This is a genomic window from Rudanella paleaurantiibacter, from assembly GCF_009184635.1.
In the GTDB taxonomy this organism is placed as follows: domain Bacteria; phylum Bacteroidota; class Bacteroidia; order Cytophagales; family Spirosomataceae; genus Rudanella; species Rudanella paleaurantiibacter.
In genome coordinates this window covers 598217-624907 of sequence record NZ_WELI01000002.1, presented here as the reverse complement: position 1 = coordinate 624907, position 26691 = coordinate 598217, and the positions used below count along the sequence as shown (strand labels likewise).

The window sequence follows — 26691 nt, the reverse complement described above, 5'->3', positions numbered from 1 at the left end:
AAAGAGCTAATTTATGCCTGTCGGATTGACCTATTCAGAACGAACCCCCAGGACTATTGTTGTATAGAAGGGGATAATCTTTCGAACAATATGCCTGAACTGCCCGAAGTAGAAATTAGACGACAATACCTGGAAGCATCGTCGCTCCATCAGCCTATTGCTTCTTTCGATGTTGAGGATAAAAAACTCCTGACTACCGATTACGGAACCCTCACCGAGGGGCTCATGGGCCGCTCGTTTGTTGGCACCCGCCGGGTCGGTAAAAACCTGTTTGTGTTTACCGACGACCCCGAAATTATTGTACGGATGCACTTCGGTATGACCGGCGACCTGGCGTATTACCACTCCTCACTCGACCGGCCCCGCTTTGCGCGCATCGTGTTTGGGTTCGAAAATGGCTTTAATCTGGGTTTTTTGTGCCCCCGTAAGTTCGAACGGGTGGGACTGGTTACGGATGTCGATGCCTTTCTGCGCGAAAAGAAAATTGGGCCCGATGGGCTCGACATTACACCCGAAGAACTTGGCGGGCGCGTGCGTCGGCGCAAGGCTCCGCTCAAGCCGGTGCTGATGGATCAGGCCACCACGGCCGGGTTGGGCAACTGGATTGTCGACGAGGTGCTGTATCAGGCCCGGCTGCATCCCGAAAAACCCACCCATACCCTGACCGATACTGAGGTTGATGCGCTGCATGAGGCTATCCGGCTGGTGCTCGAAACCGCCATTCGGCACGAGGCTACGTACCGGCACTTCCCCGGTTCGTTTCTGATTCATGCCCGCGAGTGGGACGACCGCCCGCCCCACGATGACCCGGATGCGCACAAGTTTTGCCCGCGTTGCCGGACCCGGATCGAGCGTTCGGTGGTGGGTGGGCGCACTACCCTGTACTGCCCCTCCTGTCAGACACTGCCGTAATTGAGGGCCCTGTGCTCTTTTTTTTGCGTGTAGTCGTCTAAATGGCTTAGTTTAGACCCGCAAAGCCTGAAACCATACTATAAAACCATGTTTACCGAACAAGACAAGGTACAAATTGCCAGTCAGGGCATTAGTGAAGAAAAAATTAAGCAGCAGATACAGCATTTTATTGATGGGTTTCCCTTCCTGAATGTAATCCGGGCCGCTACCATCGGCGACGGCATTGTTCGGGTTGACGAAGAGCAACTGCCAACCTACACGCGTCGGTACGATGAAGTAGCCGGGGACTATACCCTCATGAAGTTTGTACCGGCTTCGGGGGCCGCCACCCGCATGTTCAAGTCGCTTTTTGCAGCTCTCGACGGAAAGACCGACAAATCAGTCGAGCAGTTTTTTGCCCGTATCAAAGACTTTGCTTTCTACGACGACCTCAAAGCTGCAATGGCTGCCAAGGATCAGGATATTGAAACCGCCGAGCCGACTACCGTTCTGCGTTTCCTGCTCACCGAAGAAGGGCTCAATTATGGCAACCTGCCCAAAGGCCTGCTCAAATTCCATCAGTACCCCGACGGCCCCCGCACGCCGGTTGAAGAGCACCTGGTAGAGGGCGCGGCTTATGCCAACTCAAACGGCCTGGTACGGTTGCACTTTACGGTGTCGCCGGAGCACCGCGACCGGTTTGAGCAGCTGATTATTGAAGAAAAGCCAGATTTCGAAGCCTGGTTGGGGGTTGCCTATGATGTGACCTTCTCGGAGCAGAAAAAATCGACGGATACCATCTCGGTTGATCTGAACAACGAGCCTTTCCGCAATGCCGATGGCGACCCCGGCTCGCTGCTGTTCCGCCCGGCAGGTCATGGTGCCCTGATCGAAAATCTCAACGACATCGACTCGGAGATTGTGTTCATCAAAAACATTGATAACGTAGTCCCCGACGATATCAAGGAAGATACCGTTACCTACAAGAAGGTGCTGGCTATGATTCTGATCGATGCGCAGCAGCAGCTGTTCCGCCTGCAGGAACTGCTCGAAGCCGACGAGGTGAGCGATGGCTACGTGGCCGAGGCCGACGAGTTTTTGCAAATGACCCTGTTTACCAATCATCCCGAGGCCTACGATACGTACACTAAAGAAGAGAAAATTGCCTACCTGAAAGGCAAGCTCGACCGGCCTATCCGGGTGTGTGGCATGGTGAAAAACGTGGGCGAGCCGGGTGGTGGGCCATTCTGGGCCATGAACCCCGACGGTTCGTCGTCGTTGCAGATTGTCGAGTCGGCGCAGTTCGATATGGACAATGCCGATCAGAAAGCCATTTTCGACACGGCTACCCACTTTAACCCCGTTGATCTGGTATGCGGCCTGAAAAACCGGCACGGCAAACAGTATGATTTACCGCGCTACCGCGACATGAAAACCGGGTTTATCACGCAGAAGTCGAAAGATGGTAAAGACCTTAAAGCGCAGGAGTTGCCCGGCCTCTGGAATGGGGCTATGGCCGACTGGAACACCATTTTCGTGGAAGTGCCGCTCATTACGTTCAATCCTGTAAAAACGGTAAACGATTTACTGCGGGAAGAGCATCAGTAAGCCCCCTACGGTGAGTAAAACAAAAAACCACGGTCTCGAGACCGTGGTTTTTTTATATGAAATGATGCCTTTCTAAAGGGCGGTTGTCAATGTTCAGTATAGACTGTCTGCCTGTTTAAGCAGTTAGTCGGCCGGCTCCTTCACCCTCACTGGTCAGGTCGTTGGCAGCTCCCCCGATAGGAATCTCCTTGGTTTCGAGCATCGACGGATTTTGGAACGAGAGCAGCGTTGTGTTTTCGTACACGCCGAGATTAGCATCCCGAACGCGCTCCATAATGGGTTTGAGCGCACACGTTACTTCATCTTCGCAGTCGTCGCACTTCACATAGAAATTCAGCGATACGCAGGGAGTTGGGGCAATGGGGCCATCAATCACGCGTAGTACCTGTGCCAGATTTACGCGAGCGGGATCAACCCGAAGCAGATACCCTCCGCCTTTACCTTTCTGGCTTTGAAGAATCCCGTGGTTACGGAGTTCGAGCAGAATGGCCTCCAGAAATTTCTTCGGAATATTCTCTTTGGCTGAGATGTAAGAAATGAGTACGGGGCCTTTCCCGTATTCCTCCGTCAAGACCTTCAAGGCCTTTATGGCATACTTAGCTTTTTTAGAAATCATTGCGTTACGGTACTTGTGGATTAAGAGTTATAGTTGAGCGGCAACTATTACTGAACTTGACTTACCGTTTCAATCGGGCAAGTTAGCGTGTGGTTTAGTTTATGGCAACTTTTCATATACTATTCGGGCCAAGTTTTTCGTTACCACGCTTTTGTTTTCCGTTTAAACGGGTTTTAGTAACCTGCTTTTACTATATTTTAATGCAGGCCGATGTGCACTGACTGCGCTCAGCGGGTTTGCATGGCGCGCTCAAGTAGCCGTTTGTACGGATAAAAGTCAACCTGTAACGTGTGCCGTGCCGACGGCTTGTACCGGCGGCTATTCCGGTTAGCCTGTTCCTGAATAGAACGAAGCATCTCGGCCCGGTTGGGTAGACTACAGTGGCCGGTTAGCAAACGGGCAATCCATTGGGCCTGTAATTCGGCCAGTGGCATGATAGCTCCTAAGGGTTGAATCAGGCCCAGAAAATACAGACCGGGGTGGTCGGGGTGAATAACCCGGTGGTAAAGCTGCAAATTGTTGGTGTCTCCGGCGGATATAAAGTCCGAGTCGAAAAACGGAAACGAAACCTGATACCCAGTGGCGTAAATGAGCATGTCGAAGGTGTCGCGGGAGCCATCGGTAAAGGTTACCTCATGCCCCGAAAACGCCCGAATGTCGGGTTTAAATCGAACAAGGCCCCGGCCACTTACGTTCAGTAAGTCTTGCGAAATGGTAGGGTGCTCGCTCAGGAGCGGGCGATTGGGTACTGGTACTCCGTAGGCCGACTGACGGCCCCGTGCCAGTAGCAACGATGCCCGGAGCAGTAACCGTTGCAGGCTCAGCGGCAACCGCGACGTGAGCGGGTTCGCCAGCGAGTCGAACGGTCGGCCCAGCAGCCAGTTGGGCAGAATGTAGGCCCCGCTGCGGGTCGAGATGGTCACGGGTTCGTTGTATTGCCGGGCGGCTTCGCAGGCAATATCGACCGCCGAATTCCCAATGCCCACAATCAGCAGCTTACGGCCCGCTATCTGATCCGGTGTTTTGTAATCGTGCGAGTGCAGGGTTTCGCCCGTAAACGTACCCGGAAACGGTGGGGTTGGGTAGCGCGGATGCCAGTGGTGCCCGTTGGCCACAATCACGTGTGGGTACCAGCGGGTTTGCCGAGCCCCACCCGATTCGGTTTGTACCCAATAGCCCCCGTCGGCCGGCCATACCCGCTCTACCGAGGTCTTAAACTGGATAAAGGGCCGGATTCCGAAATGATCGACGTAGCTGTCGAAGTACCGGATAATCTGGCTATGGTGCGGAAACATGGGGTAATCGCGCGGCATCGGGTAGTCGGAGTAGGCCATGATGTCGCGGTTCGTATTGATATGCAGTGACCGGTACGCCGACGACATGCCGTTGTCGTTATTGTACCGCCAGTTGCCCCCAACAGCCGACCCCTTCTCGAAACAATCGAAACGAATGCCGTGCTCATGGAGCGTTTTAGCGGCTACAATGCCTGATGACCCAGCGCCGATGATGCAAACCGAGGGTGTTTCCATACGTAAACTTCAGGTGGGGTGATGCCTTTAGTAAGGCCGTTACGGCGCGAATCTCACTTAGAGCCTGCCGTTTGCCGAAACGGTTAGAATCCCCAGGCCAAAATTCCCCCGTCCACGGCCAGTGTTTGCCCGGTTACGTAGCTGGAGGCAGGCATAGACAGGAAGGCCACGGCTGAGGCTATTTCGTGTGGCTCGCCAACCCGGTTCATGGGCGTGCGTTGCAGAATCCGACCCAGCTTTTCGGGGTTGTCCAGCACAGGTCCGGCCAGTGGAGTCCGAATGTACCAGGGCGCTACGGCATTGACCCGAATGCCGTCGGGTGCCCATTCTACGGCGAGGTTACGCGTGAGTTGATTCATAGCGCCTTTGCTCATGCCGTATAACGACCCGCTGCTCGTGTGGGTAAGCCCTGATACCGACGAGATGTTCACAATGGCCCCGCGCCCCGAGGCTTTCAGCAGCGGGTAAGCCGCCTGACACATTTCGTAGGCCGACCGGAGGTTGGTGTTCATCACCTGATCGTATTCGGTCGGGGTGTATTCGGCGGTGGCTTTTCGGATGTTGGTACCGGCATTGTTGACCAATATGTCGAGCTTGCCCCAGCGTTGGGTAACGGCTTCGAGCACGGTCTGGGCCACACCCGGCTCGCTCACATCGGCCGCCAGCCCGTCTACCGTATAGCCTTGCTGCCGGTATTCAGTTAGCCCTTCGGCCAGCCGGTCGGCGTCGCGGGCGACAATGAAAACGGCCGCGCCGAGGTCAAGGAGTTGCCGGACCACAGCCTCGCCAATGCCCTTGGTGCCGCCCGTCACTAAGGCGTGCGTATGCTGAAGTGTCCACAAGGTGGAGAGTGCGTTCATGTTATAGCGATTTTAGGGTCAAAAATAGGGCTTGTGCATCATTGGGTGTAGGACAAGTTCTTTGTGATAAGCCCGATGAAAGCTTTCTTCGACCGCCCGGCGGCCCGGAGGATTACAGGATATACAGGATTATTTTTATGGAAGAAAATCCTGTATATCCTGTAATCCTGTCGAAAAAAATAAACTTGTCCTGCACCCGCATCATTTGCCGGGTATGTGGTGCGTACCCCCTTCACAAATGGGGCGTTGACCGCTCGCTTGATTTAGACGTTGGGGGGCACCAAACCAGAATCCTTTTTCTATCTTTGCCCCCAGTTTACGGTGCCTGATGCCATTTCACGGTGGCTTTCAAGGCTTAATAGGGAATACCGGTGAGGAGCCGGAGCTGTCCCCGCAACTGTAAGTTTCATGAAGCAGATGGTTCTAACCTGCTTTGCCACTGTGCCGCTTCGGCGGCATGGGAAGGCCCGAACCATCTGGAAACAAGCCAGGAGACCTGCCGCAAGCCGACTATTGGCCGCATTTTCGGAGGAAAGATGCCGGTTTGGCTGTAAACCCGTATGCGGGTGCGCGGCCGTTCGTACATGATCCTGTTCTGAGTGATGTATGGCTACCTGCGGGGTAAGCCGGGTCTGACTTAGGCCAGGGTTTGGAAAAACAATCTTGTGCAAAAGCAATGTGTAGGCAGGCTTTGGCTTGCCCATCTGGTGTTTGGTTCGGTGTCGGTTTTCGGCCAACAGGAACCCGTATCGCTGTCGATGGTGACCGTGCGGGCTTCTGCGCCCGAACGATTCCTGGCGGGTCAGAAACTCGAACGGGTCGACTCGGCAGCTTTGCAGCAGTTCCGGTTTCAGAACCTGAGCGATTTGCTGGCGTTTCAGACTCCGCTGGTTTTCAAAAACTACGGCGGGGGCCAAATCTCGACGGTTTCGTTTCGGGGTACGTCGCCCAACCACACAGCGGTTCTCTGGAATGGTGTCAACGTAAACCAGCCGATGACCGGCCAAACCGACTTTTCGGGCTTACCCGCTTTGGGCTTCGATCAGGTGTCGGTGCAGTACGGATCGGGGGGCAGTGCGGTCGGTTCCGATGCCGTGGGGGGGAGCCTATTGTTGCGTTCGCTCCCAACATATGCCCAGCAGGGAGTGCGGGCGTCGGTAGGGTATGGAGAGGCCAGTTTTCAAAATAGGCAGATGCAGGCTTCGGTACAGTTTGCCGGTCGGCCGACTCCGGCTGGGCAACTGGCCGGAAAAACCACCTTGTACAACCATCAGTTTAACAATCGGTATCCGTATCGGGAGCGGGGCTACTATTTCATGGAGCCTTCCAACGCCTGGCAACGCGGACTGATGCAGGATTTCTTCTGGCGTAACCGCCGGAATGGGCAGTGGTCGCTCAATGCCTGGCTCACCGACTATGCCGTAACCGTTGCCCCAGCGGACACCCTCGGCCGCGAACGAACCCGCACGCAGGGCTACCGGCTCCTGGCGTCGTACGAGGCCGACCGCTGGACGGTGCGTGCGGGTTGGCTGCGCGATGTGCTCGACTACGCTAAGGCCGATTTCTCAAAACCGAGCCACTCACTCACCGACCGTCTGCTCACCCGGCTCGAACGCGAGTTGGTCGGGAGTTGGGGCGGGGAGTCGCTCTGGCAGGTGCGCGTTGGAGCCGAGGTGGTACATTACCGGACCCGCGTGGATGGCTACGGAGGCCAGTTGATTACCGAAAACCGGGCCGATGTGTACGCGTTGGCGCGGTACCAAACCGGACGGCTAACGGCTTCGGCCAACTTCCGGCAAGGGTTTGTAATGGGCTTTAACCCGCCCCCGACCCCTTCGCTGGGTATCGACTACACACTGGTGCAGCGCGACCGGAGCCGTCTGAATGCCCGGGCGTCGGTAGGGCGGAGCTACCGGGTGCCAACGCTCAACGAACGATACTGGAAAAACCTCGGTAACCCCGACCTTCGGCCCGAACACGGACTGAACGCCGAAGTGGGGCTGTCGGCCCGCATACAGCCAACGGCATCCTGGCTCGTGACCGTTGATGGTACGGCTTACCGCAATCGAATCGACGACTGGACGTACTGGAACCCCGACCGGGGCTACCGGGTCGAAAACCTGCAACAGGTCTTGGCACGTGGGTTAGAACTGGCTACAACGGCCACGTACACCCAAAAACACTGGCGTGTGGGTGGGCGGCTCAGTTACGGCCTCACCCGGTCGTCGCAGTTGCGGGCATACGACGTGTACGCTCAGAATATTGTGGGCAAACAACTGCCTTATGTGCCGGTGCATACTACCTCGGCTATGGCCTACACGCAGTACCGTCAGTGGCGGGTCACGTTGCTGACCCAACTGCAATCGCGCCGGTACAGTACGTTCGATAACACGCAGTATCTGCCGGGTATTGTGCTGACCGACCTGATGGCGTCGGCACCGGTGCGGCTGGGTGGGCTTCGATTGCAGGTGCAGGGGCAAGTGAATAATCTGTTCGATGCCTTGATCCTGAACGTGAAGCAGAACGCCATGCCCGGCCGTAACTACGCCCTGAATGTGATCCTGACTACCCCATGAATAGCGTTTTAAACGAGTTTACTTATCCGAATACAATCATGAATCAGTCTTTCCTCAACAGGAATTCTCGCCCGATCAGCCCAGTACGTACGGCTGCTTTCCCGGTAGCTATGGCGCTGGCGTCGGCTCTTTTCGTAACTGCCTGCCAAACCACCGACCCGGAGCCGTCGCCGTACGAGCAGGGGGTTATCGTGCTCAACTCCGGCAACTTCACCGACAATAACGGCACCCTGTCGTTTGTGCCGCGCAACAGCGTTACGGCCAGTACCAATATTTTTCAGCAAGCCAACAACCGCTCGCTCATTGGCGGTATGCAGGGCTATACCGAGATCGACGGGAAGGGGGTTATTCTGGTCGATAACAGTACGGCCGGGCAGGATAAAGTTGAAATTGTAGAGGTAGGTACGTTTAAGTCGCTGGCAACGCTGGCAGCTCCCGACATTGAAAATCCACGTCATGTGGTGCAGGTGGCTCCTAACAAGGCGTACATCTCGTGCTGGGGTGCTACCGGCGATTTCTCTAACTTTTACCCGAACCCCGGCTACATTGCCGTTGTCGATCTGGCGAGCCGGAAAGTGGTGAAGAAAATTACGGTTTCGAAAGGGGCCGAGCGGCTGGTGGCCAACGGTTCTGAGGTGTTGGTTGGCTCCGACGGGGGCGAGAAAGACCTGTACGTGGTTGACGTGACCACCGACGAGGTGAAGCAGAAAATCACCCTAGGTAACAATCCGCGGCCTATCGGGCTCGATGCCAACGGGCAGCTTTGGGTGTATTCGGCCAATGAGATGATTCGGATGAATGCCCAGAATAAGACGGTTGTTAACCGGATGCGCGTTGGGAATAGCACCGCCAAAAGCCCCAGTCACATCACGTTTGGCCCTAATCGACAAAATATCCTGTTTGTGTACTCGTTCTACGACGCGGCCGATGGATACAAGCAAAAAGGCGAAACGTACAGCTTCTCGATCAACGATACGTCTATTCCGGCCACTACCCCGTACATCAACCGGCTATTCTCGGGTCTGGGCGTTGACCCCCGCGATGGTACCATCTACGCCGGTGTCACCCCTTCGTACAAGCAGTCTGGGTTTGTGTTGCGGTTTAACCCAACCACAGCCCGCCTGATCGACTCAGTACGGGTCGAGATTGCCCCCAGCGGATTTTATTTCCGGTAGAAGGTCATTGATTGGTGTAAAATCACTTCTGTTTTCAGCGATGTCATCTCGTTTGGAGAGATGACATCGCTAAACCCTACAACCCCTGATACACTTCCCAATACGCCTTGGCTGCTTTTTTCCAGCTGAACCGGCGGGCGTGCCAGCGTATGCGGTCGGCGCGGAGGGGGTCTTCGTGATACTGCATCATGCCCTCACGGAAGGTGTTTACCAGGTCGTCGGGCTCAAACGACTCAAAATAGAACGCGTCCATTCCTCCAATTTCGGGCAGGCTCGTGAGCTTCGACAGAAAAACGGGTTTGCCATAGGCCATCGCTTCTACGGCGGGCAGGCCAAAGCCTTCGGCCAGCGACGGAAACAAAAAGGCTTCGCAATGACTGTAGAGCCACGCTTTTTCTTCCTGGCTCACTGGTCCCGGCATGAGTAGCTGCTCCGAAACACCCAGCTTTATGGCTTGCTGCCGAATGTGTAGGGCATAGTCATGCGTGTTGTCGCCGGCCAGAATAAGCCGGTAGTCCGGGAAGGCCTGCAACAAGGGTAGAAGCACATGCACGTTTTTCTTCGGGTGAATTACGCCCAGAAAGAGGAAATAAGGCGGAACCTCGGCTGGTAAAAAAGCGGGTTTGGTAGCCGCTCCATCGGGGTTCACGGCTGCGCCGTTGTAGATGACCCGTAGCGGTTTCGAGTCGGGTACATTCAGATGCTCGCGCACAACGGAGGCTGTGTACTCTGATATGGTGGTGAGGGCGGTAGCCCGGTCAATTTTCCGTTGGAGGGCCATCAGCTTGCCCGCCTTTTTCTGAATCGAGTAATCGGTTCGTTCCAGAAAGTTGAGGTCGTGAATCGTCAGAATGAGCCGTTTACCGGAGGCCGGTAGCATCGAAACGTCCTGGTGCAGGCTATGCCAGAGGTCGTACTCACCCGAACGCCAGATCCGGTCGTGCCACGACACCGGGTGGTACCGGACAGTATCGCCAAACACACCAACTTCGGCTTTAGGTACGCCAAAGGTGAGCTGAAACTGCTGGGGGTCAGGGTTCTGAAGAGTAAGTTCGTGGCCGAGATGCAGGCAAAATTGACCCAGACCACTGTAGGGGTCGCGCAGACGTTCGGCGTCGATGAAGATACGGGGCATACAAGTAGATTTCGACCGCGCAAAGATAGTGGTTGACGGGTACGCGCGACTTGAGTTTAAATGGGTTGAATGAATTGGCCCAACTTCCGTACTGCATCGAGCAACTCCTTAAGGTGGTCGAGCGTGGTGAGCGGGTTCATGATGGACACCCGCAGCCAGGTTTGCCCGCGCAAGTTGGTTTGGACAAGGTAGAATGGCCCGCCGGTGAGCATAGCCTGCCGAATAGCACTGTTGAGCGCACTGACACGGTCAGCGGCAATGCCTGCCCCGATGTACCGAAAACAGACGATGTTGCTCTCGGGCGACACTGCCACCTCGAAATCAGGTTGCTCGGTAATATGGCCAGCAAACGCACGCGCCAACCCGTACTGTGCTTCTACGTGTTCGGTAAAAAGGGCTTCGCCATAGGTTTTCAGGGCTGTGTACACTTTAGCGCTCATCATGAGTTTGGTACACTCAAACGCCCGCTTGCCCGAATTGAACCAGTCGGGGCTATTGGCGTCGGCCCAGAGGTACTGCGCTTTTTGCTGAAACGTGCGGAACGCATCGGCATCGCGCCGGTAAAGCACCGCTGTCACTAAGGCGGGCATCATCATCATTTTGTGAAAATCGACCACCACCGAGTCGGCCCGCTCTATTCCCCGTACCAGCGGTCGGTAGGTATCGGAGAGGGCTGCCACACCGCCGTGAGCACCGTCGGCATGGAACCAGAGGTTGTGTTGCTCACAAAAATCGGCAATGGCGGTGAGGTTATCGTATGAGCCCGTCGAGGTGGAGCAGGCCGAGCCAATTACTGCAAAAACGGTCAGGCCGTCTGCTTGTGCCTGTTTCAGGTACGGTTCCAGTAAATTGGTGCGGAGCTGAAAGCGTTCGTTTGTCGGAACCTTAATAATGCCGGCCGAGCCAAGGCCCATAATCCGGGCCGCCCGGTCGACGCAATAGTGGGCTTCTTCCGACACCATAATGGCGAGTCGGTCGGTACTGCCCTCGGCCCAAACGTCGGTTGGGGCTTTCAGGGCGCGGGCTGTGAGCAGAGCCGTCAGGTTAGCCAGGGTACCGCCCGATGTCATGAGTCCGCCTGCTTCAGGGCCGAGGCCAAGCCGTTCGCTGAGCCACCGGGTGAGCACACGTTCGAGCGCGTTGCCGGCCATGCCCATTTCGTACACCGCCTGTCCGTTGTTGAGTAGGCTGGTAAGCGCACTTGTCAGCGCCGACACTGGGAGCGGGGCCGATACCTGATGCCCCATAAACCGGGGGTTATGCAGCTGAATAGAATGCGTGAGTAGGTTTTTCCAGACCGCCGTTGGGTCGGGGTTGGCAGGTTGCTCAAAATCGTGTTGCCAGAACGCCAGCTCATCGTCGGGTTCGCGGTAGTGCAGAGGTGGCTGTTCGCCCGACTGGGCATTGTTCAAAAAATCGGCCAGTAAATCGACAAGGGCGTGGCCTTGCTGGCGAAACGTGTCGGGCGAGTAAGCAGAAGTCAGTAATGGGCTCATGTTTACGAATAACCACAAAGGGGCAAAATTCGTGGCATAAGCCGTAACGCTTACTTTTGCCGAAAGTTCGTCTGAAACCATGCGCCCACGTTTTTCCTCTCAGCAGTACATCGATGGCGTTTTGTCGGGTGATCGCCTGCTATTGAGCCGGGCCATTACCCTCATCGAGAGTCGGTTGGCTACCGATCAGGTGCTGGCGCAGGATGTGCTGGCGGCCGTAGCTCCGCATACAGGTCGTTCGGTACGGGTGGGGATTACGGGTGTACCGGGCGTGGGTAAAAGCACCTTCATCGAATCATTTGGGCTGCATCTGATTGGCGAGGGGCACCGGTTGGCGGTTTTGGCCGTTGACCCCACGAGCCAACGGTCGGGGGGGAGTTTGCTGGGCGATAAAACCCGGATGGAGCAACTCTCCATGAACCCGCAGGCGTACATCCGGCCAACGCCGGCTGGCGACTCGCTCGGTGGAGTGGCACACCGCACCCGCGAAACCATGCTTTTGTGCGAAGCGGCCGGGTTCGATGTCATTCTGATCGAGACCGTCGGGGTAGGGCAGTCCGAAACGCTCGTGCACGGCATGGTCGATTTTTTTCTGCTGCTCATGTTGGCCGGCGCGGGTGATGAACTACAGGGCATGAAACGGGGGATTATGGAACTGGCCGACGCCTTAGCCATTACCAAAGCCGATGCCGACAATCGGCAGGCTGCCAATCGGGCTCAGGCAGAGTATCAAAACGCCCTACACTTGTTTCCGCCTACAGGTACGGGCTGGTTTCCGCCGGTGCTGACATGCTCGGCCCTTACGGGCGAGGGTATTGGCGAAGTATGGACCATGATTCAGTCGCACCAGCAGAAAGGCGAACAGCAAGGGTTCCGGGCGCAACGGCGTCAAGAGCAGCAGATTACGTGGTTTAGAACGTACCTGCGTCAGCGGCTGGAGCACCATTTCTTTGCGCAACCCGGCATGGCCGAACAATTACAACAAGCCGAAGCGGCTGTAAAAACGGGCGAGTTGTTACCTGTGCAAGCTGTGGAAAGGTTGCTCAGGAAATAAAATGGCTCCGGCATTTTGTGCCGGAGTAGAGACGCAAGATATTGCGTCTCAGTCTCAGCAATATCATGTGTCTCAGCGTAGCAGGTTGCTGGCGCATGATTGAGACGCAATATGTTGCGTCTCTACCTCAGGCGTAGCTTAGCTGTTTCCGTAGGTACGGTCTGGTTCGTCTGTGCGGGTTGGAGCCATACCGTCGTCTTCGGTTGTGGTATTCCAGTCGGCATCTTCTACGTGCGTATCGGCATCTTCTACGTGCGTACCGGCTGGTTGGGTTTGGCTGTAGCCATCGCCCCCCATCGAGGTTGCACCCGTCTGATAGCCCGTTACTGAGCTGTCAGTTTGTGTCCGAACGCTACTTTCATCATCCGTTACTGAGTCATCGATTTCGGCGAAATCATCCGAAAAGTCGGTGTCATCGCTTTGAATACGCTCCGTTGTCACCTGCCGGTTGTCGGGTTGGTTGAAGCGGTGGAGCTGATCCGTGCCGGGTAAATCGCCCCCGTTTTGCATCTGTTGCGACGCGTACGAATCGGTGCTTTCTTTTCGTGAATTGCTTGAAACGCTCATAATCGTTGAGTTTTAGAGTTTACAGTTTGCAGTCTATAGTTTAGCGTTTTCAGTGTACGGTTTCCCGCCGGAGCAGACGCGCCAGCCAACTGAAAACCGTAAACTGAGAATCAATACGTTGGCTGATGATCTGTTGAGGTGCCAGTTTGGGCAATGTCGTCGTTCTCTTTCTCCTGAGAAACGTCCGCGTCGCTATCGTTATCTTCTGCCGAGTCGACAGCTTTGCGGGCCTCCTCCTGCGCGTTGGGTACACCAACCGTATCGGCCGATGCATAATCGTCGGGGCCGGCCGAGGTCACATCAACGGTCGATGTATTGGTTTGGGCTACACTGGCTGCTGCGTTTTTGGCGCCCTCTTCGGTTACCTCCATGGTGCTGTTGTCGGTGTCACCTTTACGAATGACCCCGTTTTTGCCGTCCATATCGATGCCACCGAAGCCCCGGATGTTGCGGCCGTCCTGACCGCCCCGGACCTGTACGCTATCGAGACCATTGGCCGAATCGTCGACCAAATCGGTTCGTTTGTTGTCCTGCACCGCCTGATCTACATCCATGCCGTCGGTGCCTTGCGGCCCTTCGGTACGCCCGTTGATCTGCGTGCTGTCGTGATCGACACCTTTTTCTCTGTTTTCCATAACGTTCGTTGAGATAAGATAGCCTTTGTTCGATAGGTATCTACCAAAGGCTACACAGTATTTACAACTGTGTTTTGTCCGAAAGGTTTACCCGTAAAATCCAACAGTCGGCGAGCGCACCGCTTCGATGCACCCGCCGACTGTTGGGATTGAAGTATGGGCCGTGCCCGGTTAGTTATCGTCTGCCTCTTCGACTACGGTGTTCTCTTTCGGTCGTTCGTAGGTCATCTTGCCTTTTTCGTCCCATTCACTAATCACGTAGGGTTCAAAACCCGTATCCCACTGATCGCGGGCGTGCTGGGTCAGTTTGCGCCGAAACTGCCGGGTTGTATTGGGGTAGTATTCGGTCCAGCGGCCTACTTTCACGCCATTGTCGTAGCGGCCCTCTTCGGCCAGGCGGCCATTTTCGTGGAAGGCCATGTACGTGCCTTTTATCTTACCAAACTCGACCGGTATCACTTCTTTCACCCGCGTATGGGCCGAGTCGTAATACGTAATTCGGGCTTCGGCCGGAAAACCCCGGTGCCAGCGCACCTTATCGACCAGCATAAAGTTGCGGTCGTATTTTTCCCAGCGGCCATCTTTGGCACCCACATAATAATAGCCTTCGTCGGTGAGGTTGCCGTTGTCGAACCGTTTATAGGGGCCGTGCATAATCTGGATTTCGGCCTGCTCGCGGTCGCGCGGGACGGCGTTGGTAACCCGGTTGCCTTTCTGGTCGAACCAGTAAAAATCGCGTAGGTAGGCGGCTGGTTTCTGGTACTGTTTGAGGACGTAGAATTCTTCGACCACGGTACGATCGCCGGAACCGAACTTGTTGGTGATCCGTACAATCGGAATTCCTTCGTATTCGGTGCGGGCCATGCGCTTCTTTTTGGCCTCGCGCAGGGCTTCCTTAAATTCGTCTTTCCGTTTTTTGAGTTGCTTAACCTTCAGGCCGAGGTCGGGCATGGTTTCTGACGTGAGCTCGTTCATGGAAGGAGCCGCGAGCTTGCCCGTAGAGTCGGTAACCAGCGAACTCACCGACGAGGCCGCTGTGGGCAACGGCACCTTCGACAGTACCGAGCTTCGCTTTTTGGCCTTCACAGGCGGACCTCCCGCCGTGGTCAGGGCCGAGGGGGTCGATGTGCGGCTTTGAGCAAACGTACCGGTATGCGAGAGGCCCATTAAACAAACGGTAATCAGTACAGCTAAAAATCGAACAGTAAACATATGACAAGCTACCTGATAGAGCAGGTAAAGGCCAGAACTTTCTTAACTTTGCAACGTGATTCAAACACGTTTTATTTCAAAGATACAAAACAGTGATGAGTGATAAGCGATGAACGATGAGTAGCTGATACTCATGGAAGGTGCTCATCGTTCATCGCTTATCACTCATCACTCCAAAACATGGAGCAGCAAGCAACGATTTACGTAGCCGGTCACCGGGGGATGGTGGGGTCGGCCATTGTTCGGAATCTTCAGGCCAAGGGCTACGAAAATATCATTACCCGCACCTCATCGGAGCTTGATCTGCGTAATCAGGCGGCCGTAGCCCACTTTTTTGCGACCGAAAAACCGGCGTACGTGTTTCTGGCTGCGGCCAAGGTGGGCGGTATTCTGGCAAACAACACATACCGTGCCGAATTCCTGTACGACAACTTGATGATCGAGTCGAACATCATTCACAGCGCGTATCAGAATAAGGTAACCAAGCTGCTGTTTTTGGGTTCGTCGTGCATTTACCCTAAAATGGCTCCGCAACCCCTGCGCGAGGAGTCGTTGCTGACGGGTTTGCTGGAACCCACCAATGAGCCGTATGCCATTGCCAAAATTGCGGGTATCAAACTGTGCGAAGCGTATCGGAGTCAGTACGGGGCCAATTTCATTTCGGCTATGCCCACCAACCTGTACGGTCCTAACGATAACTACGACCTTCAGGGCTCGCACGTATTGCCAGCTCTGATCCGTAAGTTTCATGATGCCAAGATCAACAACCTACCTACCGTTGAGGTATGGGGAACCGGATCGCCCCGTCGGGAGTTCCTGCACGCCGACGACCTGGCCGATGCCTGTGTGTTTCTGATGAACAACTACAACGAGGAGCTGTTTGTGAACATCGGTACGGGCGAAGACGTCACCATCCGCGAACTGGCCGAACTGGTGCAGGAGGTAGTGGGGTACGAAGGGGAACTCCGCTGGAATACCGACAAACCCGACGGTACACCCCGTAAATTAATGGACGTATCGCGGCTGCACGCTCTCGGCTGGAAACACACCACCGACTTGCGTCAGGGCCTCGAAGTGACGTACCAGGATTTTCTGGCCAACGAAGAATTATACGTTGAGTAGCGACGCAGTAATGGGAAGTATTTGAAACAGACGCTTTTGTCATTCCGACGAAGGAGGAATCTTACAATCAACGGGTTAGAAAGATTCCTCCTTCGTCGGAATGGCAAAAGCGTCTGTGGTCGGAAAACCCCTACGGGGTCAAGCCGGGTCCGTTACGCATGCACTGAGCTACTAACAGGTAGCCCCGATGGGGCAAAATAAGTTGCCCCATCGGGGCAAAGCAAAGCAAAGTCTAAGCTATTTATGCTCAACTACTTAAGTAGCCAGGTAGAACTAGTTTAGACTTTGCTTAATTACGTAAAAGGAGATGCTACAGAGCTTTGGCGGGGTTGCCAAACACCGTAACGCCAGCCGCTACGTTTTCTACCACCACTGATCCGGCCCCAATGCGGGCCCCTTTCCCAACGGTGATACCGGCCACTATGGTCACGCCCGTACCGATGAACGCTTCGGCCTCAATCGTGACGTTGCTGTTGATGATGGCCCCCGGACCGATATGGACAAAGTCGCCAACTTTGGCTCCCGTATCGATAATCGCTCCCGACTGAATCACGCAATGTTGCCCCACTTCAGCGGCCGGGTTAACCACGACCCTGGCCCCAATGAGGTTGCCGTGCCCAATGCCCGCCGATTGAGCAATGATGGCGGTATCATGAACGGCATTAACGGGCTGTACTTTCCGGCGTTCGTTGAGCATCTTGACGAGCCGTTTCCGCACGCGGGCATCGGCAATAGCCACACAGGCCTCGCATTTCTGACCAATGAGTTTCAGAAAGCCGTCATCGTCGGTTTCGCCCAACACCGATATTTCGCCGAATTCTTTCCCGTGCAGGTCTTTGTTATCGTCTAAAAGGCCGTACACAACAACGCCGTTGCGCTGAAAAATATCGAGGGCACTTTGGCCGAGGCTACCGGCCCCGAAAATAAGAACTGGGTTTTCCATAGAGGTAATAACGCCAAAACGACCCGCTCTGGTTTGCGGCCCTCCGGGCCGGAGAGCAAGCGGGTATGTGGATTAATAAATTGTAAATGAGGGTCTTGAATAGTAATGGTTTCGTAATGGCTTCGTAAACATTACGTCATGGGTGAACGATAGTTTCGTGCATGAAAACGAAGCGGCACTTCCGTACAATTGTCTTGTCCGACATTCATTTGGGTACGGCTGGCTCCAAAGCCCGCGAAGCGACCGAGTTCTTGAAAAACTACTCCTGCCAGAAATTAATTCTCAACGGCGATATTATCGACGGCTGGCAACTCAGGCAGTACGGGGCCTGGAAAAAGAAACACACCGCTTTTTTCCGGACGGTGATGAAACTCATTATCCGGCACGACACAAAGGTAGTTTATCTGCGGGGCAACCACGACGATTTTCTGGATCAGATTATGCCGCTGAAAGTAGGCAAAAACTTCTCGATCCGGCGCGATTACGTGCTGGAGTCGGGTACCCGGAAACTATACGTGACCCACGGTGATGTGTTCGATTCGATTACGTCGCAGATGAAGTGGCTGGCTTACCTCGGCGACCTCGGCTACACCTTTCTGTTATGGTGTAATAAGCTGTATAACCAGTATCGGGCCTGGCGTGGGTTGCCTTACTATTCGCTCTCGCAACAGGTGAAGCGGCACATCAAACAGGCCGTGAACTACATTTCTGATTTTGAAGTCAAACTAACCGAGCTGGCCCGAGCCCGTAATTGTGATGGCATCATCTGCGGGCATATCCACCATCCGGCCATTCGTGATTACGATGGTATCCTGTATATGAACTCCGGCGATTGGGTGGAGTCGATGAGTGCGCTGGTTGAGGATTACGATGGCCACTGGAGTCTACTGTATTACACTGCCGACCTCGAAGGTGATGATGAGGATGAGCCGGTTTTCGCCAAAAGAGCCACACCTGCTCCGGTCCCGGCAACCACTGGGCAGACACCTGATTCGATAACCCAACCAACCCGCTAAGGTATGCGTCTGCTATTTTTGGTTCAGGGCGAGGGGCGTGGGCACCTGACACAGGCAATTGCTCTGGCGCAGATTGTGCAGGAGGCCGGGCACACGGTAGTGGCGGCCCTGGTGGGCGTGGCCGAGGGGCGGCCGGTTCCGCCTTTTTTTGCTGAATCATTCGGGACATCCATTGAATCTGTAGCCAGCCCGGCGCTGGTATATAGCCCCCGGACTAACGAACTGCTCATGCTCAAAACGATGCTTGCCACTGTGGGGCAACTGCGGTTGTTGCGGCAAAGTACCCGGCAGATTCGCGACGCCATTGAGCGTTATAAACCCGATCTGGTCGTTAATTTTTACGAGCCCCTGGGTGGGCTCACGTATGCCCGCTACTGGCCCGAGGTGCCTATGGTTTGTGTGGCGCATCAGTATCTGGCGTTTCATCCGCAGTTTGTGTTTCCGGTGGGTAAATGGCCCGCCCGGTTAGCCTTCCTGTTCAATTCTTGGCTCACATCGATTGGAGCGGTGACCCGGCTGGCGCTTTCGTTCGATGCGTTGCCGCACGTGCCGGCCCGGCGGTTGCGTGTAGTGCCGCCTTTGCTGCGCCGGGAGGTAACTCATCAGGAACCGGGCCTGAATAACTATTGGCTGGCTTACCTCACCCAACCGGGGCTGGCTACCCGGCTGTACGAAGCACACCGGCAACACCCCGAGGTACCACTGCGGTTTTTTAACCCGGCCACTACCGAGCCTGACCAGATCATCGACGAGACACTGACCTGCTACCGGATTGATGGCCCCCGTTTTATCGAGGCCATGCGGCAGTGCCGGGCGGTGGTTACAACGGCGGGGTTTGAGTCGGTTTGCGAAGCGTTTTATCTGAACAAGCCCGTGCTGATGATGCCTCAGCCGAACCACTACGAACAGCATTGCAACGCGCTCGATGGGCAGCGGGCCGGTGTTGGGGTAGCGGCTACGTCTCTCGATTTCTCGGCGCTGATTGACTACCTGCCCCATCACGATTTTGGCCGGAACCAGACCTTCCGTCAATGGCATGGTCAATGTGGCCCGTTGTTTCTGGATGCGCTGGCTCAGGCGGGCCATTCAGAAACAAAACGAATACAATGGCCTGTTTTTTTGTTAGGTAGAAAAAAGGCAGAAAGCGACTATGAACACCAGGCAACCCTCCACCGACAGCCAGTTTGAAGCGTTTCGGGCGGGCATTGTACCCGGCAAATTCGTTCGGATCGAGTACATGACCGACCTGAGCGAGTTTATAAAAACCGACGCGCTGGTCAAAAAAGTAAATTCTGATACAATTGAACTGGGCACGGGCGATACGGTGCCTATTGACCGAATTGTGCGGATTGCGGGGGTAATTTCTCCCAAATTTCCGGGCTACGAAAGCTACTCCTGCGACTGTTAATGGAGTAATCTCTTTGGCGAAGAACCCCAGTATCAATAAAGCAAGAGGTCGGGTAAATAGCGTTTTAGGCTATTTACCCGACCTCTTTGTGTGTAGAAATAAGCGTTATTCCAGAATCTCGAAGCCGCAGTAAGGCACCAGAACGTTCGGAATACGGATGGCCAGCTTACCCTCGTCGGTGATAAACTGGTTGTTTTCCAGAATTGCCGCCAAAATACGCGGCAGGGCCAGTGCTGAGCCGTTAAGGGTATGCAATAACTGGGTTTTACCGGCCCGGTCTTCTTTGTAACGAAGCTTCAGGCGGTTGGCCTGGAAGGTTTCAAAATTGGAAACCGAACTCACCTCGAGCCAGCGTCCCTGCCCCGCCGACCATACTTCCATATCGTAGGTCAGGGCCGAGGCAAAGCCCATGTCGCCCCCGCAGAGCCGCAATACCCGGTACGGCAGTTCGAGCGCCTGCAACAAGCCCTGCACATACTGACTCATTTCTTCGAGAGCCGCGTAGGAGTTTTCGGGCTTCTCAACCCGCACAATCTCTACCTTATCAAACTGGTGGAGCCGGTTGAGGCCGCGCACGTGCGCCCCCCACGACCCCGCTTCGCGCCGGAAACAGGGAGTGTAGCCCGCATTCTTGATCGGCAGGTCGGTTTCGGCCACAATCACGTCGCGGTACAGGTTTGTGATGGGTACCTCGGCCGTCGGAATCAGGTACAGCTTGTCTTCGGTTGCGAAGTACATCTGCCCTTCTTTGTCGGGGAGCTGACCCGTACCAAACCCCGACGCTTCGTTGATCACGATTGGGGGCTGAATCTCCAGATAACCGGCCTCAGAAGCCTGCTGGAGAAAGAAATTGATCAGGGCGCGCTGTATCCGGGCACCTTTTCCCCGGTACACCGGAAAGCCCGCGCCCGTGATTTTGTTGCCCAGTTCAAAGTCAATAATGGCCGAACCGTTGGGGCCAAACTGCCCAATTAGTTCCCAGTGGGGCTTGGCGCCTTCGGGCAGCTGGGGCTTGTCGCCATGTTCGAGCACAACTTCGTTATCGTCGGCGGTGCGACCTTCCGGCACGCTGCTGTGGGGCAGGTTGGGTAGGGTGACCAGCAACGTGTACACCTGTTCTTCGAGCGAAGTGAGGGCATCGCCCAACTCTTTGGTCCGCACTTTCAGGTTGGCGGTTTCGGCTTTAGCGGCTTCGGCCTCTTCTTTCTTGCCTGCCTTCATTAGGCCGCCAATCTCCTTCGCCATGGCGTTGGAGCGGGCCAGGGTGTCGTCGAGTTCTTTTTGGGTATCCCGGCGTTGGCTGTCGAGGTTCAGCAACTGCTCTACCGTAGCTTCGGCATTGGCAACGTGTTTTTTGCGCAATGCGGCCAGAGTAGCCTCTTTATTTTCGCGGATAAATGGTATTTGTAACATTCTCCTGACTTCCGATGAGTGAAAAACTACACGCTAAACAGGCCGTTGTTCAGCGCATTCAGCGCTTCGGCCTTGTGCTTGCCGTGCAGCAAGAGTGAAATATTGTGCTCAGTACCGCCGTACGAAATCATGCGGATCGGGATGCCTTCCATTGCTTTAAGCACCTGGAGAGCAATACCTGAGTTATCGGCCGAGAAATTGCCCACAATACAGATAATGGTCTGATCGTAGTCGGGTTCTTCCAGCTCGCAGAATTGGCTCAACTCAGCCTGAATGGCGGCCAGGTTCTCCGTGTTATCAATCGTGACCGACACCGACACTTCCGAGGTGGTAATCATATCGACCGGGGTCTTGTACTTCTCGAAAATGTCGAAAATCCGACGCAGGAAGCCGTACGCGTTGAGCATCCGGGTCGAGTGAATGTACAGGGCCGTGATATTGTCTTTGGCGGCAATCGCTTTGAAAACCACACCCGAATCGCTGGAGGTTTTGTCGGCAATAAGGGTACCGGGAGCCTCAGGGTCCATTGTGTTTTTCAGTCGAACGGGTACACCGCGCATTTTGGCCGGTGTGATCGTCGACGGGTGCAGAATTTTGGCCCCAAAGTAAGCCAGCTCAGCGGCTTCGTCGAAGGTCAGCTCCCGAATCGGGAATGTGTTTTTCACGATCCGGGGATCGTTATTGTGCATACCGTCAATATCGGTCCAGATCTGAATCTCGTCGGCCCGTACAGCACCGCCAATGAGCGAGGCCGTGTAGTCCGAGCCACCCCGCTTCAGGTTGTCGACTTCTCCGCGTGGGTTACGGCATATAAAGCCCTGCGTAACAATTAGTTGCTTGTCCTGGTGTGACTTCAGAATATCGCGTAGCTTTTGCTCGATCACGTCCAGTTCGGGTTCGCCGTCGGCATCGATGCGCATAAATTCCAGAGCGGGCAAGAGTACGGCGCTTTCGCCCTGCTCATCGAGATAAGCCGCAAACATCTGGGTACTGAGCAGTTCACCTTCGGCAACAAGTTCTTTTTCCTGCTTCAGCGTAAACGGCCGGATTCGGATGAGCGACCGAATCATGGAAAATTCGTTCTCAATAATCTGCTGCCCTTTGGCCAGGCCCTCGCTCGTTTTGTACAGTTCCCGCACAAACGAGTCGTAATGGGCTTTCAGGTGTTCGGCCTTTTCAATGGCTTCTTCTTCCTGATTGCTCTTGAGCGATTCAGCGATAGACAACAGGGCATTGGTCGTACCCGACAGGGCCGACAGCACAATGATTTTACGGTTGGGGTCGCCAGTGACCAGATTCCGAATTGAGTGCATCCGCTCGGGCTTACCGACCGAGGTTCCGCCAAATTTCCAGACGTGCATGAGTTAATTGGTGAATGAGTGAAAGAGTGAAAGAGTGAATACTGCGCAGTAGGCCGAAACCTATTTGCTCATTCACTCATTTACTAATTCGCTCAATTTTAACATTTTGATTGCTGTAATGGCTGCTTCGTCGCCTTTGTTCCCGTGAATGCCGCCCGCCCGGTCAAGGGCCTGCTGCTGGGTATTGGGTGTCAGCACGCCGAAAATAACCGGCTTGTTTGTTTTCAGAGACACGTTGGTGAGCCCCTGAGCTACGGCGTGGTTGATGTAGTCGTTGTGCTTGGTTTCGCCCTGAATCACGCAGCCAATGGCAATCACTGCGTCGATGTCGGCGCGTTGAGCGAGCCAATTGGCGGCTGTGGTCAGCTCATAACTACCCGGTACGTTGGCCCGGATGATATGGTCGGGCTGGGCACCGTGGTTGAGCAGGGTTTGGTACGCCCCCTCAAACAGGGCTTCGGTAACCTCCTCGTTCCACTCGGCTACCACCAGGGCAAACCGACGCGTGCTGATGTCAGGGAGGTTATCGGTGGAGAAAACACTCAGGTTTTTATTGGCAGAAGACATCTTTTGTCATTTCGACGTCAGGAGAAATCTTGTATTGGCCTGTTAGGAGAGTTAGATTTCTCCTGACGTCGGAATGGCAAAAACAAGAAAAAAGGACGAACCCGCTGACCGGCTTCGTCCTTTTGTAGGGTGTTGTACATGCTTCACCTACGCTTACGACTCACCGGTCATCGCTTCGAGCATGGATTTATATTTCTTCGCGTTGATCGCATCAACCGATTCCGGGTACTTCTCAATGATTGAGTTATACGTAGCAATTGCCTTATCGTTTTGCTTGGCCTGCTCGTAAGCAACCGCCAGCTTAGTCAGATAAGCAGGTGAGAAAAACTTATTCGGCTTGTAGTCGGCAGCCTTCTGGTAGTAGTCGGCCGCTTCGTCGAAGCTCTTCTTCTCCATGTACGCGTCGCCGATGAGCGCATAGGCCCGTGCCTGCACCAGCAGATCCGACGAGCTAAAGCTCTTCAGGTGCTCGATGGCTTCGTCATTTTTGCCTTGCTTCAGCAGAGCCAGGCCCGCGTAAAAATCAGCCAGATTACCGGCATTGGTCGAACCGTAGTTGTCGGCAACTGAAAGCAGACCGGGGTTAGCACCCGTGCCGTTGAGGGCTTGCTTGAGTGAGTCGGCCTCCAGCTTGTAAACGGCGGGGAACAGTTCGTTCTGTGCGGTTTCGTCCTGCGTACTCTGGTAGTATTGATACCCGAAGTACCCAGCGATCAACAGTACGATGCCACCCACGACACCAAAAAGGATGTTACGGTTCTTTTCAAAGAAATCTTCGGCTCTCTCCAACTGACCCGCCAGTGCGTCCGGGTCTTCCAGAAACTCCAATGCCGTGTTCTTCTTGCTCATATTTTTGCAATTTGAATCGCAAAATTAGGAAGATTTGACAATGTGAAAAAGCATAGCGTCAAATCTTTAGCAGAAAATGTAACGCATCTAAACAAACAAAGGGTAATGCTACCGGAAGAGCAGGCCTATCAGAACCCGTTTCTTCCTGTTGCACTACCCTCTGCAGGGGTACGTTTCAAGCCCGGATTACTCCACCAGGTAGGGGTAATCTTTCTGCATGTACACGTCTTTGAACGCTTCTTCGGCCGGTGGGTAGGGCGATTCTTCGGCAAACTTCACCGACTCATCCACCTGCACTTTGATTTTCTTGTCGATAGCCTCAAGGTCAGCTTCGGTAGCCAGGCCCAGCTCCAGAATCCGGGCTTTCACCTGCTCAATCGGGTCGCGCTGCTTGTATTGCTCTACTTCTTCTTTGGTCCGGTATTTCTGCGGGTCCGACATAGAGTGGCCGCGGTACCGGTACGTACGGAATTCCAGGAACGTGGGGCCTTCGCCAGTGCGGGCACGGTCGGCGGCCCGGCTTACTGCTTCGTGAACGGCCTCAACGTCCATTGCATCTACGGGCTCCGACGGCATGTCGTAGGCTTCGCCGAGGGTGTACAACTCAGTTACGTTTGAGGTCCGGGCTACTGAAGTACCCATAGCGTAGCCGTTGTTCTCGACTACAAAAATCACGGGCAGTTTCCAGGTCATGGCCATGTTGAAGGCCTCGTGCAGGGCACCCTGCCGGGTAGCTCCGTCGCCGAAGAAACAGATGCAGAGATTCTGCGTTTTATTGTACTTCTCGGCAAAGGCGATACCCGCGCCGAGCGGAATCTGCGCCCCTACAATGCCGTGGCCACCCATAAAGTTGACCGATTTGTCGAAGATGTGCATAGAGCCACCTTTTCCCTTCGAGGAGCCGGTTTGCTTGGCAAACAGCTCGGCCATGACGGCCTTGGGATCGGAACCAAGAGCGAGTGGAATGCCGTGGTCACGGTAAGCCGTGATCCACTTGTCGTCTTTAGTAAGGGCTGAGTAAGCCCCCGACGAACACGCTTCCTGTCCGATATATAGGTGGCAAAAGCCCCGGATTTTTTGCTGGCCGTAGAGTTGGCCGGCCTTCTCCTCAAATTTCCGCTGCAACTGCATCGACTCGTACCAATACATGTAGCGCTCCTTCGGGTGCTGCGTTTTGGCGGGAGCCTGCTTCTTTTCTTTGACGCTTGCCATAGTGGTTATTTCGTAGGTCAGTCGGGCCAGAGTTGAACCGTACTGCTTTGAAGAATTGCTGCCAGAAACACCGTTCGTGACACAGTCAATGCGGAACAGTGCTTCCGGTAACTTTGTTTCCTTAGAGCAGGGAACGGTAGCCGGACAGTGGCGCGAAATTACGCATAAAACGATTTAGTCGTTCGTCATTCAGAATTGTCATTGGTACGAGGCCGCTATTTGTTCTAAAATTGTCCTGTTGTCGGCGTCTTTCCGCTTTACTTACGTTCGTATCAGCCCATTTGATGTATTTAGAAAAACTCAGCCTGACCCAATTTAAAAGCTACGAAGATATTCGGTTCCAGTTTGGGCAACAGGTCAATGTGATTGTGGGGCCCAATGGCAGTGGCAAAACCAACCTGCTCGATGCGGTTTACTTCCTGTCACTCACCAAGAGCGCGTTTCACAGTCAGGATATTCTAAATATTAACCACGACGCCGACTTTTTCATTATCGACGGGACGTTCGTTTCGGGTGAGTTGACCGATTCTCATCCTGAACCCCAATTGGCCCGGCATACGCAGATTACCATTAGCTTACAAAAAGGCCAGCGTAAGGTGGTCATGGCCGACAAAAAAGCCTATGAACGCGTCAGCGAGCACATTGGCCGGTTTCCAGTGGTGCTCATGGCCCCTAATGATACCGATCTGGTGCGGGAGCATTCGGAAGACCGGCGGCACTTTTTCGACGGTGTGCTGTCGCAGCTCGATGCCGACTACCTCCGCGACTATCTAGCGTACCAGCAGGTGCTCAAGCAGCGAAATAGCCTGCTGAAAATTCTGGCCGAGCGTAATCAGGTGGATAACGATTTGCTGGATACCTACGATGAGCCCCTGCTCCAGTTGGCAGGCCGTATTCACGACCGGCGTCGGCGATTTGTGGAGGAGTTTCTGCCGTCGTTCTGCCAGCACTACGCTTTTCTGAGCGACGATCGCGAAACCGTCGGGATCGTGTACGAGTCGGAGGTCGGGAAACCCGATTTTGTGGATGAGTTTCGGCTGAGTCGTCGGCGCGACATGGTGCTGCAACGCACCACGATGGGCGTCCACAAAGATGATTACCTGTTCACGATTGGGAGCGGAGAGGCTGAGGCCGAACCGGGAGCCGTACCCCGGATGGCCGTACCCTTAAAAAAGTTTGGGTCGCAGGGGCAGCAGAAAACCTTTGTGATTGCGCTGAAAATGGCGCAGTTTGATCAGTTGCTGGCCGAGAAAGGCGTCAAGCCGATTTTGTTGCTTGATGATATTTTCGATAAGCTCGACGACCGGCGCATTGGCAAACTAATTGACTTGATGGAGCACGATACGTTTGGGCAGTTGTTTATCACCGATGCCCGGCCCGAACGAACCCGGCAGTTGCTCGAATCCGTTCGGGCCGACGTCCGGTTTTTTGACGTTGGGCGGTGAT

Annotated in this window: 24 protein-coding genes and 1 riboswitch; of the genes, 10 read left to right on the top strand and 14 right to left on the bottom strand. The window is 54.7% G+C overall.

The genetic code is table 11. From position 1 onward, the window contains the following. Positions 1–90: 90 nt before the first annotated feature. Both F5984_RS07410 and F5984_RS07405 read left to right on the top strand, forming a co-directional pair. Complete coding sequence (locus F5984_RS07410; protein ID WP_152123610.1) at positions 91–912, top strand: Fpg/Nei family DNA glycosylase; 822 nt, start codon at positions 91–93, stop codon at positions 910–912. A gap of 87 nt (positions 913–999) precedes the next feature. Beyond that, positions 1000–2499 carry a DUF4301 family protein gene (locus tag F5984_RS07405; RefSeq protein WP_152123609.1) on the top strand — a complete coding sequence of 500 codons (1500 nt, stop codon included), beginning with the start codon at positions 1000–1002 and terminating at the stop codon, positions 2497–2499. Positions 2500–2614: 115 nt separating this feature from the next. Here F5984_RS07405 and F5984_RS07400 read toward each other — a convergent pair whose 3' ends face one another. The 3 genes from F5984_RS07400 to F5984_RS07390 all read right to left on the bottom strand — a co-directional run bounded on the left by F5984_RS07400 (position 2615) and on the right by F5984_RS07390 (position 5504). Continuing rightward, complete coding sequence (locus F5984_RS07400; protein ID WP_152123608.1) at positions 2615–3115, bottom strand: RrF2 family transcriptional regulator; 501 nt, start codon at positions 3113–3115, stop codon at positions 2615–2617. Between the two features lie 227 nt (positions 3116–3342). Further along, the gene (locus F5984_RS07395) at positions 3343–4644 is read right to left on the bottom strand and encodes a flavin-containing monooxygenase (RefSeq protein WP_152123607.1); all 1302 of its coding nucleotides are present in this window, start codon (positions 4642–4644) and stop codon (positions 3343–3345) included. Between the two features lie 83 nt (positions 4645–4727). Further along, positions 4728–5504 carry an SDR family oxidoreductase gene (locus F5984_RS07390; protein ID WP_152123606.1) on the bottom strand — a complete coding sequence of 259 codons (777 nt, stop codon included), beginning with the start codon at positions 5502–5504 and terminating at the stop codon, positions 4728–4730. Between the two features lie 302 nt (positions 5505–5806). Continuing rightward, a riboswitch (cobalamin riboswitch) is annotated at positions 5807–6022 on the top strand. A 147-nt stretch (positions 6023–6169) separates the two neighbouring features. Here F5984_RS07390 and F5984_RS07385 point away from each other — a divergent pair. Together F5984_RS07385 and F5984_RS07380 are read left to right on the top strand one after the other, a co-directional pair. After that, the gene (locus F5984_RS07385) at positions 6170–8080 is read left to right on the top strand and encodes a TonB-dependent receptor (RefSeq protein ID WP_152123605.1); all 1911 of its coding nucleotides are present in this window, start codon (positions 6170–6172) and stop codon (positions 8078–8080) included. 38 nt (positions 8081–8118) lie between these two features. Next, entirely contained in the window at positions 8119–9255 is a 1137-nt protein-coding gene (locus tag F5984_RS07380; protein WP_246168854.1) for a YncE family protein, read from the top strand. A gap of 76 nt (positions 9256–9331) precedes the next feature. Here F5984_RS07380 and F5984_RS07375 read toward each other — a convergent pair whose 3' ends face one another. Next, positions 9332–10390 carry a glycosyltransferase family 4 protein gene (locus F5984_RS07375; protein ID WP_152123604.1) on the bottom strand — a complete coding sequence of 353 codons (1059 nt, stop codon included), beginning with the start codon at positions 10388–10390 and terminating at the stop codon, positions 9332–9334. Positions 10391–10446: 56 nt separating this feature from the next. Continuing rightward, positions 10447–11967, bottom strand: a complete 1521-nt coding sequence (locus tag F5984_RS07370) for a pyridoxal phosphate-dependent decarboxylase family protein (RefSeq protein WP_152123603.1) — start codon at positions 11965–11967, stop codon at positions 10447–10449. On the opposite strand from F5984_RS07370, the gene meaB reads away from it, so the two are divergent. After that, positions 11966–12940 (top strand): methylmalonyl Co-A mutase-associated GTPase MeaB, encoded by a 975-nt coding sequence (meaB, locus tag F5984_RS07365; RefSeq protein ID WP_152123602.1) that lies wholly within the window; start codon positions 11966–11968, stop codon positions 12938–12940. The two genes, F5984_RS07370 and meaB, sit on opposite strands and share 2 nt — an antisense overlap. 138 nt (positions 12941–13078) lie before the next feature. Here the strand turns inward: meaB and F5984_RS07360 are convergent, their stop codons facing one another. From F5984_RS07360 to F5984_RS07350, 3 genes are all read right to left on the bottom strand, one after another. After that, positions 13079–13507 carry a hypothetical protein gene (locus tag F5984_RS07360; protein ID WP_152123601.1) on the bottom strand — a complete coding sequence of 143 codons (429 nt, stop codon included), beginning with the start codon at positions 13505–13507 and terminating at the stop codon, positions 13079–13081. Between the two features lie 110 nt (positions 13508–13617). Further along, on the bottom strand, positions 13618–14142 hold the full coding sequence (locus F5984_RS07355; protein WP_152123600.1) for a hypothetical protein: 525 nt from the start codon (positions 14140–14142) through the stop codon (positions 13618–13620). A gap of 171 nt (positions 14143–14313) precedes the next feature. Next, positions 14314–15309, bottom strand: a complete 996-nt coding sequence (locus tag F5984_RS07350; RefSeq protein ID WP_246168853.1) for a toxin-antitoxin system YwqK family antitoxin — start codon at positions 15307–15309, stop codon at positions 14314–14316. Between the two features lie 225 nt (positions 15310–15534). Here F5984_RS07350 and fcl point away from each other — a divergent pair, with 225 nt between their 5' ends. Further along, on the top strand, positions 15535–16476 hold the full coding sequence (gene fcl / locus F5984_RS07345; protein ID WP_152123599.1) for a GDP-L-fucose synthase: 942 nt from the start codon (positions 15535–15537) through the stop codon (positions 16474–16476). A 310-nt stretch (positions 16477–16786) separates the two neighbouring features. On the opposite strand, the gene F5984_RS07340 is transcribed toward fcl, so the two are convergent. Then, on the bottom strand, positions 16787–17419 hold the full coding sequence (locus F5984_RS07340) for an acetyltransferase (RefSeq protein WP_152123598.1): 633 nt from the start codon (positions 17417–17419) through the stop codon (positions 16787–16789). Between the two features lie 161 nt (positions 17420–17580). Between F5984_RS07340 and F5984_RS07335 the strand changes: the two genes are divergently transcribed. Genes F5984_RS07335 through F5984_RS07325 form a run of 3 tightly spaced genes read left to right on the top strand, consistent with a single transcriptional unit; the run spans position 17581 to position 19843 of the window. Then, positions 17581–18435 carry a UDP-2,3-diacylglucosamine diphosphatase gene (locus F5984_RS07335; protein ID WP_152123597.1) on the top strand — a complete coding sequence of 285 codons (855 nt, stop codon included), beginning with the start codon at positions 17581–17583 and terminating at the stop codon, positions 18433–18435. A 3-nt stretch (positions 18436–18438) separates the two neighbouring features. Further along, the gene (locus F5984_RS07330) at positions 18439–19623 is read left to right on the top strand and encodes a glycosyltransferase family protein (protein WP_152123596.1); all 1185 of its coding nucleotides are present in this window, start codon (positions 18439–18441) and stop codon (positions 19621–19623) included. After that, complete coding sequence (locus F5984_RS07325; RefSeq protein WP_152123595.1) at positions 19586–19843, top strand: hypothetical protein; 258 nt, start codon at positions 19586–19588, stop codon at positions 19841–19843. The genes F5984_RS07330 and F5984_RS07325 overlap by 38 nt, the downstream gene beginning before the upstream one ends. Positions 19844–19948: 105 nt before the next feature. Here F5984_RS07325 and serS read toward each other — a convergent pair whose 3' ends face one another. The 5 genes from serS to pdhA form a co-directional block, all read right to left on the bottom strand. Continuing rightward, on the bottom strand, positions 19949–21256 hold the full coding sequence (gene serS / locus F5984_RS07320; protein WP_152123594.1) for a serine--tRNA ligase: 1308 nt from the start codon (positions 21254–21256) through the stop codon (positions 19949–19951). A 26-nt stretch (positions 21257–21282) separates the two neighbouring features. Further along, on the bottom strand, positions 21283–22617 hold the full coding sequence (locus F5984_RS07315) for an aspartate kinase (protein WP_152123593.1): 1335 nt from the start codon (positions 22615–22617) through the stop codon (positions 21283–21285). A 72-nt stretch (positions 22618–22689) separates the two neighbouring features. Next, positions 22690–23184 (bottom strand): 6,7-dimethyl-8-ribityllumazine synthase, encoded by a 495-nt coding sequence (gene ribH / locus F5984_RS07310; protein ID WP_152123592.1) that lies wholly within the window; start codon positions 23182–23184, stop codon positions 22690–22692. A 153-nt stretch (positions 23185–23337) separates the two neighbouring features. Continuing rightward, positions 23338–24033, bottom strand: a complete 696-nt coding sequence (locus tag F5984_RS07305) for a tetratricopeptide repeat protein (protein ID WP_152123591.1) — start codon at positions 24031–24033, stop codon at positions 23338–23340. A gap of 186 nt (positions 24034–24219) precedes the next feature. Further along, the gene (gene pdhA, locus F5984_RS07300) at positions 24220–25245 is read right to left on the bottom strand and encodes a pyruvate dehydrogenase (acetyl-transferring) E1 component subunit alpha (RefSeq protein ID WP_152123590.1); all 1026 of its coding nucleotides are present in this window, start codon (positions 25243–25245) and stop codon (positions 24220–24222) included. 284 nt (positions 25246–25529) lie between these two features. Here pdhA and recF point away from each other — a divergent pair, with 284 nt between their 5' ends. After that, entirely contained in the window at positions 25530–26690 is a 1161-nt protein-coding gene (recF, locus tag F5984_RS07295) for a DNA replication/repair protein RecF (RefSeq protein WP_152123589.1), read from the top strand. Position 26691: the final 1 nt, after the last annotated feature.